Below are 13940 nucleotides of genomic sequence, written 5' to 3' on the forward strand. Positions count from 1 at the left end.
TGTTGAAACGTTAACATCAGACGGCAGAGTGGGGAACGGGCATGCCGGCAGCATCATGACGGCGACCAAAGCGGCGGCCGCCTTGGCGTGGGCTGCCATCGCCGGCATTTCGGCCGCCGGGCTGCTGGTGTTGGGCCAGGTCATCGCGGCTTCGATCGTCGCTCCGCCACGGTTCGACCTGGTGGCCGTCCTCTCCGTGCTGATGCTGGTGCTGGCCTGGCACCTGCGCGTGGATACGCCGCTCATGCGGCGCCAGACCACCGCCGCGATGACCGCCGCCGTGATCGTCTGCAACGATCTCACCGCACCGCTGCACGAAACGGTGGCGGTGGTGGGAGTGGGGCTGCTGGCCACCCGCGTGGTTTTCCGGCGCTTCCGCTGGGGAGAGGTGTACTGGTTTATCAGCCGGCTGCTCGCCTCCGCCGTGCTGGTAGCGGTGTTCCAAGCCCTCCACGCCGCCGGTATTGCGTGGCCTGTCGCCCTGCTGGCTGGCTGGCTGGCCTTCTTCCTGACGGCGATTGCCGTCGAGGGTGCCTTCGCCACCACGGCCACACGGAGCAGCACCTTCCGCAACGGCATCGGTTGGGCGCCGGCACTGTGCACGCTGGGCATCAACCTGCTCCTGTGCTTGGCCGCCCAGTACGCCGCCCTGCGGTTTAGCCACGACGGCGTCCAGTCGTTGCTCCTGGTCTTCGCATCCGTGCTGGCGCTGGCGGTCACCGGCTGGCTGCGCAACCGCGAACTGCGCCGCCGCCTCACCGGCCTGGTCGACGCCTCGCTCGAGCTGCCGTGGAGCCCGGACGGGCTTGACAGGACCCTCCTCGCCGCCGCCAGCGCCTCGGTGCGCGCGGACCGCGTGTCCCTGCGTCCGGAAGCGCCGAAAGAAAGGGAAATCGGCGTCCGGATGCGTCGCTGGGACCACGGCGACAACTACCTGGTGGCTTCGCGAAACGGCGGCGCACAGTTCACCGAAGAAGACGAGCAGGTGCTGGACGCGCTGGCACACGTCGGCAGCATCATGGTCCGGCACGATGAGCTGGTGCACGAACTGCGGCTGCAGGCGGACACCGATGCCCTGACCGGGCTGGGCAACCGCCGCACCCTCTGGCATCGGCTGGCCGAGATCAATGCCGGCCGCCGCCCCGGCGAGGCCATCGCCGTCGTCTATCTTGACCTGGACGAATTCAAGGCCGTCAATGACAGGCACGGCCACGACGTCGGCGACCTGCTGCTGACCGCCACCGCGCAGCGGATACGCTCGGAAATCCGCGAGGACGACGTGGCCGCTCGCATCGGCGGCGACGAATTCGTGGTCGTCCTCCGCGATGTCACCAGCGAAGCCGACGCCCGCGCCGCCGCCGACCGCATAGCCGCCGCGATCGCGCGCCCGCTCAGCGCCCGCGGCAACACGCTGCGGGTGCGGGCCAGCACTGGCGTGGCGTACTCCGACCACCCGGCACCCAACATCGAGGAGCTGCTGCGCAACGCCGATTCCGGCATGTACGGCTCCAAGCGGCTGCAGCAGCGCCTGCGCGACGCACAGCGCGACGGCTCCGAGGCCGAAGCCTGCCTGGCTGTTGCGGTTGAACGCGGCATCCGGCGGCACCTACTGCGTGTGGCGCTGCAGCCCATCGTTTCCCTGGACCTGGATGCGATCGTCGGGTTCGAGGCCCTGGCCCGCTACGAGGACGACGAACTCGGTAACATCCCGGCGGACCGGCTGGTCACCGAAGCGAACCGGCTGGGCCTGCTCACCGAGCTGACCATCCAGGTGATCGACGGAGCGGCGGCGGCGATGGCCCGAATCAGCGAAGTCACCAGTGTCCGCTCCATCTCCGTCAACGTGGAGCTGGGCCAGCTCGCCGCCGGATCTCCCGTCGTGGACCGGCTGCGGCGGATGCGCGCCGAAGGGCCGGAGCTGAACATCATCGTGGAGCTGACCGAAAACTCGTTGGACAAGATGTCCGAGCAGTCCCGGGCAGCCCTCGTGCAGTTGCGCAGCGAGGGCTTCAGGATCGCCATCGACGACTTCGGCTCCGGCTACTCATCCATGAACTCGCTGACCGAGTTCCCCTTCGACATCGTCAAGGTGGACCGCTCGCTGGTCAGCGGCAACGACGGAAGCGCCCGGAACGACGACGAAAACGCCCGGAACATCGTGGTCAGCCATTTGATCGCCATGTTCACCGCGCTGAAGGCGGACGTGGTGATCGAGGGCATCGAGACCGCCGAGACCGTGGAGTGGCTGGCCGGCTGCCCGGATCTGAACGCCCAGGGCTTCTACTTCGGCCGGCCCATGTGGCCTGAGGAACTCATCGCCCGGCTGGTCACCTCCGGCACGGCGGCGCTGCCGGCTCCCGCCCACCGCGATTCCCGCCGACCCATGACCCAGCGGACGCCCGAACATTCGTCTGCCACCTGAGGCGCCGGATCTATCTCTGCGGCGGCTAGGCCAGGCGGTCCAAGGCTTGGAGCTGCAGCACGATCCACGGGCTGAAGGCCCACGGCGCGGCGGTCGCCGCGGTCCGCAGGTCGGAGGGCCGCACCCAACGGTACTCGGCCACCTCGTCATCGCGCGGCGACAGTTCGCCGGCAGCCAGCGCCGTGTAGACGGGGCAGAACTCGTTCTCCACAATGCCGGAGGCGTCCACCGCGCGGTAACGGAAGTCCGGCAGCACCAGCTTCAGGTCTTCCAGCCCAAGCCCCAGCTCGTAGCGCACCCGTCGCCGCACCGCGTCGGCCATCTCCTCCCCCGGGGCCGGATGGCCGCACGCGGAGTTGGTCCAGACACCCGGCCAGGTCAGCTTGTTCAGTGCGCGCCTGGTCACCAGCACGCGGCCCTCGGCGTCGGAAATATGGCAGGAAAACGCCAGGTGCAGCGGCGTCTCGCCCGTGTGGATGTCGGCCTTGTCGGCAACGCCGGCGGGCTTCAGGTTCTCGTCCAGCAGCACTACCTGCTCGGGTGATTCTGCCGTCATGTCGGTCCGGACCCGGGCAGCTGCCGTTGCCGGGAGCGCGCCCAGCGGTCAGTGAAGTTCATACCAGCCATTGTATGGGCGGGTGGGAGAACCCCGGCAGCATTTGTGAGCACACGAGCGCGCCTGCAAGGGTGCAGGGGTGGACCGGCATCACCGGCCGGTAAGGCAATATAAGAGCATGAAGGATGACGCGGAGCGAACCGACGAAAGGCCGGCGACGAAACAGGTCAAACTCATCGGGGAGCGGCTGCGGCGGGCGCGGGAGGACCGCGGGCTAACCATCCTTGAGACCGCAAACCACACCGGGCTGACCAAGGGCTTCATTTCCCAGGTGGAGCTGGGAAAAACATCGGCCTCCGTCGCGTCACTCGCCTCGATCTGTGATGCGCTGAATCTTCCGCTCTCGGCCCTCTTCGAGCCGCCGGCTGTTCACCTCGTCAGGGCGGACGCCCGCGAACCGGCGCGCTTCCTCGGCCGCAAAGTCGCCGATTCGATCCTGACGCCGCCTGGCCAGGGAGGCGTGCAAGTTATCGAAACGGTCATTCAACCTGGCGGAGGAAGCGACCCCGAACCGTACCGGCTCCCCGTCGATCGGGAGTTCGTCACTGTTCTGCAGGGCGAACTGCACATCACCGTCGAAGGGCACCAGCTCGAGCTCCAGGAGGGTGATTCCCTGACCTTTCGTGCCTCACTCCCCCATGTCTGGCGGAACCCCTCGAAAACCCAGCATGCGCGGGTCCTGTGGGTCCTGACTCCACATGCGTCAGTATGACGGGCCGTCAGCCCGCACGCTGAGTCGGTGAGGCAGCCGCTTTAGGGCTTGGCCCAGATACTCAAGTACTCGTAGGCAATCTGTGCGGCGGCCATTGAGGTGATGTCGGCATGGTCGTATGCGGGCGCGACCTCCACGATGTCGGCCCCCACAAGGTTCAGATCCGCAAGGCCCCGCAAAAGGTGCAGGAGGTCCCGGCTAGCGAGACCGCCGGGCTCAGGTGTACCGGTGCCAGGGGCGAAGGCCGGATCAAGCACATCGATGTCGACGGAGACGTAGAGCGGACGCGTTCCCACACGATGTCTGATCTGTTCGACGATGCCGTCAAGTCCGGTGCCGATGAACTCGCTGGCACGAATGCGTTGAAAGCCGGTCGCATCATCGTTGTCCTGGTCTTCCGGCCCGTAAACCGATCCGCGAACACCAACATGGAGGCACCCCTCTGTGTCGATCAGGCCTTCTTCAAACGCCCGGCGGAATGGTGCTCCATGGTGGAGATTGGCGCCGAAATACGGGCCCCAGGTGTCGAGGTGCGCGTCGAAGTGAACCACCGCGACCTGACCATGAATGCGGTGCAGTGACTTCAGCGCCGGGTAAGCGATCGTGTGGTCGCCCCCGAGCACGACGAGGCGCTGGCTCCGCTCCGATGCCTCGTCAAGGCCTCGAATCATGGTCTCCACGGCAGTCTGAATATTGAACGGGGTGACCGGGATGTTGCCCAGGTCCGCAACCTGATGCTGCCTGAAGGGATGGGAGCCGAGTTCGACGTGGTAGGGACGAATCAGGCGGCTTGCGCTGCGAATCGCCTCGGGCCCGAAGCGAGCCCCCGGTCTGAAGGTCACCCCCGAGTCGAAGGGAATGCCGACGAGGCCTACCTGATAGTCGCTGACCTGATCCAGGCGGGGAAGCCCGGCGAACGTAGGTGCCGACGCGAATCGTGGAACGGCCGCGAAGTCGACCTGCTCGACGACGGGTTCGCCCTGTTCGTTGCGGGATGTGGTGTGCACTGGCAAAGGGGTCAACGGTATTCCTTACTCCTGTCGAGAGTGGGCACGGTTTTGCAATACGTGACGCAAGTCATGCAACACTATCCATGGCGAGCGTATGGTCGTCAAGACTTCGACAGCAAGCGCAACGCGCAGGCTCGCCGACTGAGCGGTCATCCGGACACGAATGCGGGTCGGTGAATCAACAGGAGGAAGAGGACATGCCAGCACACAAACCGGTCGGCCAACGGGAGGGGTCCGAAGGGCCTCGCTACGCAGGAATTGCAACGTATGCGCTGCTCCCCCGCTTGGAAGAAGTCGAGCGTGCCGACATCGCGGTGGTAGGCGTTCCGTTTGATTCCGGAACCAGCTTCCGGCCGGGAGCCCGCTTTGGACCCGCGCACATTCGGGAACAGTCGCGGCAGCTGCACCCGTATCACCAGGTTCTGGACGCCTACCCCTTCCGCGATCAGCAGGTTGTGGATGCCGGCGACTTTCCGGTAGAGCCCTACAACATCGAACGAGCCGTAGGCACCATCGAGGCCGGTGCGGAACGCCTGCTGGCGCAGGGCACCAGGATTGTCGCGCTGGGCGGCGACCACACCATCGCGCTCCCCCTCCTCCGTGCGGCAAGCGCGGTACACGGCCCCCTCGCGGTCCTCCACTTTGACGCGCACCTCGACACCTGGGATCTCCTCCACGGTGCGTCCATTTGGCATGGTTCACCGTTCCGCCGCGCGGCGGAAGAGGGGCTCATGGACCTCGCCCATTGCCAGCACGTCGGAATCCGAGGCGGCATCTACGGTCCCGAAGAGCTCGAGGACGACCGACGTGCGGGGTTCGCGATCATCAGCAGCCAGGACTTCCAGGAGCGTCCCCTGCCAGAGATCACTGACCAGATCCGTCGCCGGCTCGGAGACTCACCCGTCTATATTTCTGTCGACATTGACGTACTGGACCCGGCCCAGGCTCCGGGAACCGGAACACCGGAGGTTGCGGGGATCACGACCCGGGAGCTCTTTACCGTCCTCCGGGGCCTGCAAGGGCTGAACATCGTCGGGTGCGACGTCGTCGAAGTGGCACCGGCGTATGACCATGCCGGCATCACAGGCTTGGCCGCCGCTCACACCGCATGGGAACTCATCACGCTGATGGGGTTGAACAGCACGCCTCTTGGACGAAACGACCACCCCATGGCCAAGACATCCGATCCCGCGCCGGCCGCCCTGCCGTAGACTCGACGCCACTTCATGCTTGTTCGGAAGGACGGATCGTGCCTGACTCTCCCACTACCGCTGCCCCGGCTCCAGCAACAAGGCCCTTGGAAGGCCTGCTGGTGGCCGACTTCTCCAGGGTGCTCGCCGGCCCGCTGGCCACCATGACGCTGGCCGACCTGGGTGCACGGGTCATCAAGGTGGAGCGCCCTGGCACGGGGGACGACACCCGCAGCTGGGGTCCGCCGTATTCCCCGACCGGAGCGACCTACTTCGAGAGCGTGAACCGCAACAAGGAATCGATCTGCCTGGACCTGGCGGATCCCGGCGACCGGCGGTTGGCCCGGACGCTGGCGCTGGCTGCCGACGTCGTCGTGGAGAATTTCAAACCCGGCGGGATGGACAGGCTCGGGCTCGGGTATGCGGAGCTCTCGGCCGGGAATCCGGGCCTGGTCTACGCCTCGATTTCCGGTTTCGGTTCAGCCGAAGGTGCGTCCCTGCCCGGCTACGACTTCATCGTGCAGGCGGTCGGCGGCCTGATGAGCATCACCGGCGAGGCGGACGGTTCCCCCTACAAGGCGGGTGTCGCCCTGGTGGACGTGCTGACCGCGAAGGACGCGACCATTGGGATCCTCGCCGCGCTCAACGCGCGCGCCGCCACCGGCCGGGGCAGCCGGCTCGAGGTCAACCTGCTGTCCAGCCTGCAGGGCGCCCTGGCCAACCAGGCCCAGGCCTATCTGGGAGCAGGCAAGGTCCCCCAACGGATGGGCAACGAGCACCCGTCCATCGTTCCCTATCAGCTGCTGGAATGCTCCGATGGTCCGCTGGCCGTCGCCTGCGGCAACGACGGGCAGTTCCGACAGCTGGCCACCGTCCTGGGAGAGCCGCAGCTCGCGGACGACGAACGTTTCGCCACCAACAGCGCCCGGGTGCAGCACCGCCACGAGCTCATCCCGCTGCTGGAGGAGGCCCTGTCCGCCGCCTCCGCCTCGGTGTGGCAGGGCAAGCTCACCGGCGTCGGCGTTCCCGCCGGCCCCGTGGCGGGCATCGACGAGGGCATCAGGTATGCCGAATCACTGGGGCTGGCCCCGACCATCGAGGTCCGCGATGCCGCCGGGGAGCCCGCCGGCCGCCAGGTTCGCCACCCGATCTCCTGGAGCCCGGCGTTCGAACCCCGCACCGCTGCCCCGCCCGCGCTCGGCGAACACACCACATCGGTGCTGGAGTGGCTGCGCACCCTGGACTGACGTCAGAGGCCGCGCCGGCGGAAGGCCAGCCACAGATGCGCGGCGACGTCCGGATCGTCGACGCTGACCCCGAGCAGCCGCTCGGCCACCGCCATTCGATGTCGCAGCGAATTCCGGTGGACGTTGAGTTGGCGGGCCGTGTCCTCCCAGTGGCCCCGGTGGCGCAGGTAGGCGGCCACGGTCTCCAGCAGCTCGGCGCGGCGATACCCCGCCAGCGCCTCGACCCACGCATCGGCGCGGGCTTCATCGTCGGCAGCCAGTTCCACGAGCTTGCCCGCAGGCGCCGCGACCGCGGCACGGTGCACAGCTGCCATCGCCCCCGCCACCTCCGCCAACGCGAGGGATTCCGTCCAGGCAGCACCTGTCTCCGCGGCGCCGGAGGCAGCTGCTGGCGTTGACGTTGACGCAACCTTGACTGCCTCGGTGCCCGCGTCGACTCCCGTCCAGGCCAGAAGTTCCGCGTCGGCTTCCCCGTCTGCCGGCCGGTCTGCCGCCGCCTGTTCCGCGAGCCCGGCATCCAGCAGGAAGTAGGCCACCCCGTCGTCGGCAAAGCGCAGCGCACAACTGGCCAGCGCCGTCGCCGGCGAGCCGTCGCCCTCGGCCGGTCGGAGCCGGGACACCGCGCCGGCGAGCGCCGCGAGGGAATCCGCCGTCCCCATCTTGGCGGCCAGCACGCGGACCCGTTCCGGCAGCTGTCCCAGGTTTCCGTCGGCGGCTACCAATCCGGCGGCCTCCACCTGGCCGCGGGCTATCAGCTTGGCGACGACGGAGCCCAGCACCGTCGTCGTCCCCAGCAGCTCCTCGCGCTGCTGGGCCTTCAGAGCCAGCAGGACGCAGACCGTCGTGATGATCTGCCGATCGGCCTTGGTCAGGGTCCGGCCCGGGCCGATGGCCAGGAAGCCGTCGATCCGCCGTCCGACGAGGATGGGATACTCGACGACTGGAGCGCCGTGCAGCCAGAAGGTAGCGGCGGAATGGGTGCCGGCAACGTTGAGTCGTGTGGTTTCCAGTCTGAGGTGCGGCAGCAACGGCAGCGCACTGGCCGGCCAGACAGTGGCCTCCGTCCCGGCGTCTGCGGGCAGGTAGGCCGCCCAGCCGCCCAGCGCCTGGGCCAGCCCCTGCACGACCGATGGCAGGGCATCCGGACGCATCGTCGCCCGGGCCAGAGCTGTCTGCGTTCCCAGGTTGGCTATCAGGTCTGCTTGATCACTCCGCGAGGCCAATTCCCAGAACATCCGCGAGACGTCCAGGAACGGGACGCCGTCGGGGACCACCAACAGCTCCACGCCCTCCGCGGAGCAGGCCCGGACCAGCTCCGGCGGCACGCTGTCCAGCCCTTCACCCAGCCCCAGGCCAAGGGCAGCGACCCCTTTGGCTGCCAGCCGCCGCACGTATCCGTCCACGGCAGCGGCACTTCCGCTCAGCGGGATACCGGTGGTCAGCAGCAGCTCGCCGCCCTCCAGGTAGGCACCCGGGTCTGCCAGCTCGGAAACATGGACACCAGAGAGCTGGATCCCCGGCACCGGTCCGGGAACCGCCGGCCTGAGCGATGCTCCGAGTTCATGGCTGAGCTGGGCGAGGGAAACCATGGACTGATTATCCAACACGGCCGGAGCTTTTAGGCAGAACATCCGATGACCTCGTGCCCATCGCGCGGTTAGCGTTGCCCTATGACCGATGTGCTCACCTCCGCGACCGGCGCGGCCGCCGCCACGCTCCCCCAGTCCCGCCACTTGGCGACGGCCATCCCCGGCCCCCGTTCCCAAGCGTTGCACCGGGACCGGCTTGCCCACGTCAGCGACGGCTTCGGCATCGTCCTGCCGGTCTTCATCGAGAAGGCGGACGGCGGCATCCTGCAGGATGTGGACGGAAACCGCCTGATCGACTTCGCTTCCGGCATCGCCGTCACCAGCATCGGCGCCAGCCACCGCCGGGTCCGTGAGCGGGTGGCCGCGCAGCTGGAGAGGTTCACCCACACCTGCTTCATGGTCACCGAGTACCAGTCCTTCACCGAGGTGGCCAAGTGGCTCAACGAGCACACGCCGGGCGACTTCGAGAAGCGCACCGCCCTGTTCTCCACCGGGGCCGAGGCGGTGGAGAACGCGGTCAAGATCGCCCGTTCGGCCACCGGCCGCAGCAGGGTGCTGGTCTTTGACGAGGCGTACCACGGCCGCTCCCTGCTGACCATGGCGATGACCGCCAAGGAGAACCCGTACCGGCTGAACTTCGGCCCCTTCCCGGCAGAGATCGTCCGCGCCGCCTCGGCCAATCCCCTGCGCCCCGCGTCACAGCACGACGACGGGGTCCCCGCCTCGGCCGCGGACGTCACCGCGGCGGCGCTTGCCTCGGTCGAGGCCGCCCTCGCCGAGCACGACCCCGACAGCTTCGCCGCCATGGTCATCGAACCCATCCAGGGCGAGGGCGGCTTTGTTGTTCCGGCCCCCGGCTTCCTCGCCGGGCTGCGCCGGATCGCCGACCGGCACGGCATCGTGCTGGTGGTCGACGAGATCCAGGCCGGGATGGGACGCACCGGGACACTCTTCGCCAGCGAGCACGAAGGAGTGGCCGGCGACATCACGCTCACGGCCAAGGCGCTGGCCGACGGGTTGCCGCTCAGCGCCGTGACCGGCCGCGCCGACCTGATGAACGCCGTGCACGCAGGCGGCCTGGGCGGCACCTACGCCGGCAACCCGCTGGCCTGCGAGGCCGCGCTGGCCGTATTCGAAGCGTTTGAGGACGGCAGCCTGCTGGCCAACGCCCGCGCCATCGAAGCCGCGGCGCGCCGGGTGTTGGAGCCGCTGGTTGCGGAGACCGACGTCGTGGCCGAATTCCGCGGCCGCGGCGCCATGCTGGCCTTGGAGTTCGCCGACCAGGACACACTGGCCCCGCGGGCCGACCTGGCCAAGGAAGTTTCTGCCCGGTGCCACGCGCAGGGCGTGCTGACCCTGACGTGCGGCACCCATGGCAACGTCATCCGCTTGTTGCCCCCGCTGGTCATCGGCGAGGACCTGCTCGCCGACGGCCTGCAGGTGCTGCGGCAGGCCGTCCTCGATGTTGCGGCCAACGGGAAGCCGACGGCGGCCGCCCCGGCATCGGCCTGACCCGCCTGCTGCGAATCTTCCTCCCGCAGCCCCACACACCTCAACACCATCCCCCGAACTCCCCAGAAGGAACGCCCCATGTCTTTGGACCATGACCTGATTTCGTTCGAATCCCTGCTCACCGAGGAGGAACGGCAACTGCAGAAGAACGTCCGCTCCTTTGTGGACAGCGCGATCAAGCCGAACATCGCCGGCTGGTACGAAAACGCGGTGTTCCCGCTGGAGATCGTGCCCGAGCTGGCCAAGCTCGGCCTGCTCGGCATGCACCTGGACGGGTACGGCTGCGCGGGCCGCTCCGCCGTCGAATACGGGCTCGCCGGCGCCGAGCTGGAAGCCGGCGATTCCGGCCTGCGCACCTTCGTCTCCGTGCAGGGATCGCTGGCCATGTCCGCGATCCACAAGCACGGCTCCGAGGAACAGAAACAAGAGTGGCTGCCGAAGATGGCCGCCGGCGAAGCCATCGGTTGCTTCGGCCTGACCGAACCCAGCGCCGGTTCCGACCCGGCCAGCATGAAGACCTTCGCCCGCCGCGACGGGGACGACTGGGTGCTCAATGGTTCCAAGCGCTGGATCGGTCTAGCCTCGGTCGCGAAGGTCGCCGTGATTTGGGCCCAGACCGACGACGGCGTCCGCGGCTTCGTGGTCCCGACCGACACCGCCGGCTTCAAGGCCACGCCGATCGAAGCGAAGCTCTCCATGCGCGCGTCCATCCAGTGCGACATCGAACTCACCGACGTCCGCCTGCCCGCCGGGGCGCTGCTGCCGAAGGCCAAGGGCCTGCGCGGCCCGTTCGAATGCCTGAACGAAGCCCGCTACGGCATCATCTGGGGCGCCATGGGAGCCGCCCGCGATGCATGGCAGGCCGCGGTCGACTATTCCAAGGAGCGGATGCAGTTCGACAAGCCGCTGGCCGGTTACCAGCTCACCCAGGAAAAGCTGGTCAACATGGCCCTGGAAATCAACAAGGGCTTCCTGCTCGCCCTGCACCTGGGCCGGCTCAAGGACGCCGGGCAGCTGGCCCCGCACCAGATCTCCGTCGGCAAACTCAACAACTGCCGCGAAGCCATCGAGATCGCCCGCGAATGCCGCACCATCCTCGGCGGCAACGGCATCACGCTGGACTACTCGCCGCTGCGCCACGCCAACAACCTCGAATCCGTGCGCACCTACGAGGGCACCGACGAGGTCCACACCCTGATCCTCGGCCAGAAGATCACCGGCATCCCCGCCTTCCGCTGACCCCCTGTCTGAACGCCAAGGAGCACGCATGACCTCTCCGGTACAGCTGCAGCACTACATCGACGGCACCTGGGTTCCCGGTTCCGGCTCCCCCATCGCCAGCCACAACCCGGCGCAGCCCGACGAAGTTGTCGCCCAGGGCCTGCAGGCCGGTCCCGCCGAGGTGCAACAGGCCATGGCCGCCGCCGTCGCCGCCCAGCGGGCGTGGGCCCGCACCCCGGCGCACGAGCGCGGCGCCGTGCTGCTGCGCGCCGCCGTCGTGCTTGAAGAGAACGCTGAAGCCTGGGGGCTGGAGCTGGCCCGGGAAGAGGGCAAGACCCGGGCGGAAGGCCACGGCGAGGTGCTGCGGGCGGCGCAGATTTTCCGTTACTACGGGAACGACGGCGACCGCGCGGCCGGGGAGATCTTCTCCTCCCCGCGGCGCGGCGAGAAGATCCTCGTGACCCGCAAGCCGCTCGGCGTGGTCGGCGTGATCACCCCGTTCAATTTCCCCATCGCCATCCCGGCGTGGAAGATCGCTCCGGCCCTGGCGTACGGGAACACCGTGGTCTGGAAGCCGGCGAGCACCGTGCCGCTGCTTGCGCTGCGGCTGGCCCAGGCGCTGGACGCCGCCGGGCTGCCCGCCGGCGCGCTGAACCTGCTGATCGGCCCGGGCGCAATGGGCAACGACATAGTGGAGCACCCGGCGCTGGACGGCTTGACCTTCACGGGCTCCACCGGCGTGGGCCGCCGCCTCGCCGCCGAGGCGGCCGGACGCGGGGTGCCCGTGCAGGCCGAGATGGGCGGCAAGAACGCCGCGATCGTCCTGGCCGACGCCGACCTGCAGCTTGCCGCCGAACAAGTCATGCTCGGAGCCTTCCGCTCCACCGGGCAAAAGTGCACCGCCACGTCACGGCTCATCCTGGCCGAAGCCGTCGCCGACGAATTTCTCGCCGCGCTCACCGAGCGCGCCCACGCCCTGGCGGTCGGGAATCCGGCCGACCCCGCGGTGCAGATGGGACCGGTTGTCAACGACGCCGCCCTAAAATCCATCCACGACGGCATCGATGCCGCCCTCGCGCAGGGCGCGCGGCGGATCGCCGGAGGCCAGAGGTACGAGGATGGCTTCCTCGCCGGCGGCTACTTCGTCCCGCCGACCATCCTGGAGCTCCCCGATGACCGGGAGCTCGACCTGTGGCGCGAGGAACTCTTCGGACCCGTGCTGGCCGTTCGCCGGGCTGCCACCGTGGAGCAGGCCTTCGAGCTGGCGAACGACAGTGAATTCGGGCTCTCCGCCGCCCTGTTCACCCAGGACGTCACCCGCGCCCTGGACGCCATCGACGACGTCGACGTCGGCATCCTGCACGTCAACTCCGAATCCGCAGGCGCCGACCCGCACGTACCGTTCGGCGGCGCAAAGAAGTCCGGGTACGGACCCAAGGAACAGGGCGCCGCGGCCAAGGAGTTTTTCACCCATACGACCACCGTTTATCTCCGCGGCGGGACCGCCGGACTCTGAGGGACACATGACTGCCTCCATCGATAACATCAAGCACATCCTGGTCGTGGGTTCCGGCGCCATGGGCTCACAAATCGGCATGGTCGCCGCCCTGGCCGGGTACCGGGTCACCGTCCAGGACATCGCCGAAGACATGCTCGCCCAGGCCAAGGAGCAGCTGACCGCGCGCATGCAGGCCAGTGCAGCCAAGGGACGGATCAGCCATGGGGACGCCGACAGCGCGTTGGGCCGACTGGCCTTCGCCACGGACCTCGCGGCCGCAGCGGAGGACGCCGACTTCGTCATTGAAGCCGCCACCGAGCGGCTCGAGGTCAAGCAGCAGATCTTCGCCCGGCTCGGCGAGGTGACACCACCGCACGCCATCCTGGCCACCAACTCCTCCACCCTCGGCTCATCCAAGGTCGCCGCGGTGACCGGCCGGCCGGAGCAGGTCTGCAACATGCACTTCTTCAACCCGGCCTTGGTGATGAAGTGCGTGGAGGTGGTGCGACACGAGTCGACGTCGCAGGCCACCGTGGACGTCACGATGGAACTGGCGCGGCGTTTCGGCAAGGAACCCGTCCTGATCAATCGGGAGGTCCCGGGCTTCGTTGCCAACCGGCTGATGGGTGCCCTCCAGAAGGAAGCGCTGGCCCTGCACGCCGCCGGCGTTGCCAGCCTCGAGGACATCGACAGCACCGCCAAGACCGCCCTCGGGCACCCGATGGGCCCCTTCGAGCTCATGGACATGGTCGGCCTGGACGTCATCGACTTCATCGCCCGTGCCACCTATGCCGAAACCGGCGACGAGGCGGACCTGCCGCATCCGGCCATCACGGATCTTGTCGAGCAAAACCGGCTCGGACGCAAGACCAGCCGGGGCTGGTACAGCTACTGACGAATCGCTCCACGGCTTCCGTCTGAGC

General features: G+C 68.1%; 11 protein-coding genes. 8 read left to right on the forward strand and 3 right to left on the reverse strand.

The annotated features are described in order from the left end of the window. Positions 1-55: 55 nt before the first annotated feature. Entirely contained in the window at positions 56-2422 is a 2367-nt protein-coding gene (locus AC5RUK_RS15890; protein WP_494152755.1) for a putative bifunctional diguanylate cyclase/phosphodiesterase, read from the forward strand. A 25-nt stretch (positions 2423-2447) separates the two neighbouring features. Here AC5RUK_RS15890 and idi read toward each other — a convergent pair whose 3' ends face one another. Beyond that, complete coding sequence (gene idi / locus AC5RUK_RS15895) at positions 2448-2978, reverse strand: isopentenyl-diphosphate Delta-isomerase (RefSeq protein WP_493987778.1); 531 nt, start codon at positions 2976-2978, stop codon at positions 2448-2450. Positions 2979-3156: 178 nt separating this feature from the next. On the opposite strand from idi, the gene AC5RUK_RS15900 reads away from it, so the two are divergent. Then, the gene (locus tag AC5RUK_RS15900) at positions 3157-3750 is read left to right on the forward strand and encodes a helix-turn-helix domain-containing protein (protein WP_494152756.1); all 594 of its coding nucleotides are present in this window, start codon (positions 3157-3159) and stop codon (positions 3748-3750) included. A gap of 41 nt (positions 3751-3791) precedes the next feature. On the opposite strand, the gene speB (AC5RUK_RS15905) is transcribed toward AC5RUK_RS15900, so the two are convergent. Next, positions 3792-4772: an agmatinase gene (speB, locus tag AC5RUK_RS15905; protein WP_494152757.1), complete on the reverse strand. Its 981-nt coding sequence runs from the start codon at positions 4770-4772 to the stop codon at positions 3792-3794. Between the two features lie 185 nt (positions 4773-4957). Here speB (AC5RUK_RS15905) and speB (AC5RUK_RS15910) point away from each other — a divergent pair, with 185 nt between their 5' ends. Together speB (AC5RUK_RS15910) and AC5RUK_RS15915 are read left to right on the forward strand one after the other, a co-directional pair. Beyond that, positions 4958-5971, forward strand: coding sequence for an agmatinase (gene speB / locus AC5RUK_RS15910; RefSeq protein WP_494152758.1), 1014 nt, complete (start codon positions 4958-4960; stop codon positions 5969-5971). Between the two features lie 38 nt (positions 5972-6009). Then, positions 6010-7197, forward strand: a complete 1188-nt coding sequence (locus tag AC5RUK_RS15915) for a CaiB/BaiF CoA transferase family protein (RefSeq protein WP_494152759.1) — start codon at positions 6010-6012, stop codon at positions 7195-7197. Positions 7198-7199: 2 nt separating this feature from the next. On the opposite strand, the gene AC5RUK_RS15920 is transcribed toward AC5RUK_RS15915, so the two are convergent. After that, positions 7200-8786, reverse strand: a complete 1587-nt coding sequence (locus AC5RUK_RS15920) for a PucR family transcriptional regulator ligand-binding domain-containing protein (protein ID WP_494152760.1) — start codon at positions 8784-8786, stop codon at positions 7200-7202. 81 nt (positions 8787-8867) lie between these two features. Here AC5RUK_RS15920 and AC5RUK_RS15925 point away from each other — a divergent pair, with 81 nt between their 5' ends. From AC5RUK_RS15925 to AC5RUK_RS15940, 4 genes are all read left to right on the forward strand, one after another. Continuing rightward, positions 8868-10298 (forward strand): aminotransferase class III-fold pyridoxal phosphate-dependent enzyme, encoded by a 1431-nt coding sequence (locus AC5RUK_RS15925; protein ID WP_494152761.1) that lies wholly within the window; start codon positions 8868-8870, stop codon positions 10296-10298. Positions 10299-10376: 78 nt separating this feature from the next. Continuing rightward, positions 10377-11537: an acyl-CoA dehydrogenase family protein gene (locus tag AC5RUK_RS15930; protein WP_494152762.1), complete on the forward strand. Its 1161-nt coding sequence runs from the start codon at positions 10377-10379 to the stop codon at positions 11535-11537. A gap of 28 nt (positions 11538-11565) precedes the next feature. After that, positions 11566-13035: an aldehyde dehydrogenase family protein gene (locus AC5RUK_RS15935; RefSeq protein ID WP_494152763.1), complete on the forward strand. Its 1470-nt coding sequence runs from the start codon at positions 11566-11568 to the stop codon at positions 13033-13035. Between the two features lie 7 nt (positions 13036-13042). Then, positions 13043-13912, forward strand: coding sequence for a 3-hydroxyacyl-CoA dehydrogenase family protein (locus AC5RUK_RS15940; protein WP_494152764.1), 870 nt, complete (start codon positions 13043-13045; stop codon positions 13910-13912). Positions 13913-13940: the final 28 nt, after the last annotated feature.

The organism is Arthrobacter sp. Y3223065 (assembly GCF_059090885.1).

What these genes read in the sequence shown, in the direction of transcription:
- AC5RUK_RS15890 (WP_494152755.1), top strand. Translation starts at nt 56, where the DNA reads ATGACGGCGACCAAAGCGGCGGCCGCCTTGGCGTGGGCTGCCATCGCC.
- idi (WP_493987778.1), bottom strand. Translation starts at nt 2,978, where the DNA reads ATGACGGCAGAATCACCCGAGCAGGTAGTGCTGCTGGACGAGAACCTG.
- AC5RUK_RS15900 (WP_494152756.1), top strand. Translation starts at nt 3,157, where the DNA reads ATGAAGGATGACGCGGAGCGAACCGACGAAAGGCCGGCGACGAAACAG.
- speB (WP_494152758.1), top strand. Translation starts at nt 4,958, where the DNA reads ATGCCAGCACACAAACCGGTCGGCCAACGGGAGGGGTCCGAAGGGCCT.
- AC5RUK_RS15920 (WP_494152760.1), bottom strand. Translation starts at nt 8,786, where the DNA reads ATGGTTTCCCTCGCCCAGCTCAGCCATGAACTCGGAGCATCGCTCAGG.
- AC5RUK_RS15925 (WP_494152761.1), top strand. Translation starts at nt 8,868, where the DNA reads ATGACCGATGTGCTCACCTCCGCGACCGGCGCGGCCGCCGCCACGCTC.
- AC5RUK_RS15930 (WP_494152762.1), top strand. Translation starts at nt 10,377, where the DNA reads ATGTCTTTGGACCATGACCTGATTTCGTTCGAATCCCTGCTCACCGAG.
- AC5RUK_RS15935 (WP_494152763.1), top strand. Translation starts at nt 11,566, where the DNA reads ATGACCTCTCCGGTACAGCTGCAGCACTACATCGACGGCACCTGGGTT.
- AC5RUK_RS15940 (WP_494152764.1), top strand. Translation starts at nt 13,043, where the DNA reads ATGACTGCCTCCATCGATAACATCAAGCACATCCTGGTCGTGGGTTCC.